General features: G+C 79.5%; 2 protein-coding genes. Both read right to left on the bottom strand.

What is annotated here, in order from left to right; translation table 11 throughout:
• Positions 1 to 1,865 (bottom strand): AAA family ATPase (locus CS2_RS17965; RefSeq protein ID WP_217997412.1); only part of this gene is annotated, 1,865 nt, incomplete at its 3' end.
• 71 nt (positions 1,866 to 1,936) lie between these two features.
• Positions 1,937 to 3,286: YhgE/Pip family protein (locus CS2_RS17960; RefSeq protein ID WP_156442212.1), on the bottom strand; the 1,350-nt coding region annotated here is incomplete at its 5' end.

The raw sequence follows: 3,286 nt of genomic DNA, 5'->3' as shown, positions 1-3,286 counted from the left end.
CCCTCCGCGACGCCGACGTGGACGAGCACGGCGGCCGCCCGAGCCACGAGCTCCGGGCGCGCGGTACCGTCCCTCAGGACCGCGGCGAGCGCGCGGCGGGCCGTCGCCACGTCGTCGGTCCACCACGCCACCAGGCCCTCCGCGAGGTGCGCCGCCACGACGGCCGGGGCGGCGGCCGGGCCGAGCGCCGCGGCCTCGGTGAGCACGGCACGAGCCCGGCGTCGCGCCTCGCCGAGTCGCGACGTGCGTGCGCACGCGAGCGCGTGCTCCGCGCGGCACGCGAGCGCGAGGACGGGCCAGCCACGGACTGCGGCGACCTCCGCCGCGTCGGCGAGCGCCTCGCGCACGAGGACCGGCGCGTCCACGCCGCACCGTTCGCCCGGGACGCCCACCGGCGGCGTCCCCGGGGCGTGCAGGGCCGCCCGCCCCACGAGGTACGTGAGCACGGTGCCCGTCGCGTCGCCGCGCCGTGCGGCGTCCCGCAGCGCGGCCGGTGCGCCGGCGTGCCCCACCCCGCCGAGGGCCTCCGTCACGCGTGCCGCGAGGTCCGCGCGCGGCTGCGTACGCACCGCCGCCGCGACGGCCTGCGCGGCCGCCAGCTCGTCCGAGGGCCGCTCGCTCGTACCGGTCCCCTCGCCCGCGCCGTCGCCGGACACGTCGCCGGTCACGTCGCGCAGCGACGGCGCGCATCGTCGGACCGTGTCGGCGAGCCGTCCGCGCGCCAGGAGCTCGGGCCAGCGCTCCGCGAGCAGCTCGGTCGCGACCGACGGCGCGTGCGCCTCGACCGCGTGCTGCACCGCGGCGTCGGCGTCCACGGCCGCCAGCTGCCGCGCGAGCACCGCGTGGACCGCACGGACCACGCCGGGCTCGGTGCGCGCGACGAGCTCGCGCACGTGCCACGCGAGCAGGTCGTGCCACGCGGCGCACGGGGCGGTCGGCCGGACGCCCGGGGCGGGGAGCAGACCGCGCGCGACGCACTCGTCGAGCGCTCGTGCACCGCCCGGCACGAGCGCCTCGGCGACGTGCGCGTCGGCGACGTGACCGACGCACGCACGGCGCAGGAACGCGTCGGTCGCGGGCGGCAGACCGCCGAGCACCTCCTCGCGCACGTAGTCGCCGATCGGCACGTCCGCCGGGCGCAGGGGCCGCGCCGCACGGGCTCGGTGCAGCAGCCCGGCGGCCCACGCGGCACGGACCGCTGCCGGCCACCCGCCCGTCACCCGCCACACGTCCGCGACGGCGCGCGGGTCGACGGCCCGCGCACCCCACGCCCGCAGGAGCGCACCGGTCTCGCGCTCGGTGAGGGCGAGGACGGCGGGCCCCACCTCGGTGACGTCGCCCGCCAGGCGCGCGCGGTGCAGCGCGAGGTCGGGCACCGTCCGGCCCACCAGCACGAAGCGCGGACCGGGGAGACGGAGCAGCTCGGCCGCCGCACGGCGCGCCGACGGCGAGGCGAGCACGTGGGCGTCGTCGAGCACGACGACTGCTCCGGACGGCAGCGCTCCCAGCACGTCCGCGAGCTCGTCCAGCATCCGCCCGGGCGCGCCGTCGGCGGCGGCCACGGCCGCCGTGCGCGCGGACGGGTGGGCGCGCGCGACCGCGTGCGCCACGGCACCGAGCACGCGGCACGCGTCCGCGTCGAACGCGTCGGCCGTGACCCACGCGACGCCGCCGCGCTGCGTGGCCCATCGCCTCACGGCCGTGGTCTTGCCGAAGCCGGGCGGCGCGGTGACCAGCACGACCGGCGCCCGCACCACCGCCGCGGCGATCGCGGCCGTGCAGCGGGGACGCTCGACGGCGAGCGGCGCGGCGGGGACGCGGGCGTGGCGCGCGACGGACGGCGTCGCGTGGTCGGCGATGGTCACGGTTCCTCCCTCGGGTCGTGCGGGCGCGGTCGGTGGCCCGCTGGCGGTGCGGGTGGCGCGGTCGGTGACGGTCACAGCACGAGCTCGGGCTGCAGGCGGGTCGGGGTCCACGTGCGGCGCCGCCGGGCCGCCCAGGCGGTCGCGGCGAGAGCCGCCAGGAGGACGGCGGCGAGGATGCCGGCGTAGCTCGCGGCCGTGCCCAGGTCGCCGCCGTACAGCGTCTGCCGCAGGCCCTCGACCGTGTACGACATGGGCAGCACGCGGTGCAGCGACAGCAGCGGCTCGGGGATGGTCTGCCACGGGAACGTGCCGCCCGCCGTGACGAGCTGCACGAGCATGAGGACCAGCCCGAGGAACTCGCCGACCGCCCCGAACCAGACGTTGAGCGCCTGCAGGATCGCGACGAACGCGGCGGACGCGAGCACGAGCAGCCCGAGCGTCGCGGCACCGTGCACGGGCACGATGTCGAGCGCGTAGGTGACGAGCAGGTACATGAGCGTGACCTGCGCGACCCCGATCAGGACGCCCGGGAGCCACCCGCCGACGGCCGTCTGCCACGTGTGCGCCCCCGTCGCCAGCGCGCGGCTCGACAACGGCCGCACCAGCAGGAACAGCACGTACCCGCCGATCCACGCCGCGAGCGAGAGGAAGAACGGCGCGAGTCCCGCGCCGTAGCTGCCCGCGCGCGCGAGCTCGTCCTTGGCGATCGTCACGGGGTCGGCGATGGTCCGCGCGGTCGCCTCCTCGGTCGCACGGTCGAGGTCCGGCACGGCCCCCAGACCGGCGCTCAGCCGGTCGCGGAGCTCGGTGAGCCCCCCGTCGAGCTCGGACGCGCCCTGCGCGAGCGTGCCGCTGCCGGCTGCGAGCTGCTGGGCGCCCGTGGACACCTCCGCCGTGCCCTGCGCGAGCCGGTCCAGGTCGTCGGCGAGCGTGCCCGCGGCGCCCCGCAGCTGCGCCGTGCCCGACGCGAGCTGCCGCCCCCCGGCCGCCGCGGTGGCGATCCCGTCGGACAGGGCGGGCGCCGCGTCGGCGAGCTGCTGCGCACCGGTGGCGACCTGGGCGGCGCCGCTGCCGAGCTCGTCGAGCCGTCCCGCCGCGCGAGCGACGGCCTCGTCCAGCGCGTCGACGCCGCCGAGCGCGTCGGCCGCGAGCGCGGCGACCTCGTCGGCCTCCTGCTGCGTGAGGCGGCCCGCGTCGACCAGCGCGGCGAGGCGGACGTCGAGCACCTCGCGCGCGGTCGTCGCGGCGGCGTCGAGCTGCTGCACCCCGGCGGCGACCTCGTCGGCGACGCCGGCGACCTCGCCCGCGCCCGCGGCGACCTGCTGCGCACCGGTCGCGAGCGCGCGCGTGTCGTCGGGCAGCGTGCTCGTGCGGTCGCGGAGCGTGCCGAGCCCCTGGGACAGGCGCCCGGCGCCGTCGGC

The organism is Cellulomonas iranensis NBRC 101100 = JCM 18110 (genome assembly GCF_001552375.1).
Taxonomy (GTDB): domain Bacteria; phylum Actinomycetota; class Actinomycetes; order Actinomycetales; family Cellulomonadaceae; genus Cellulomonas; species Cellulomonas iranensis.
Note: the sequence above shows the minus strand (reverse complement) of the source record. Positions and strands in the feature narration are given on the sequence as shown.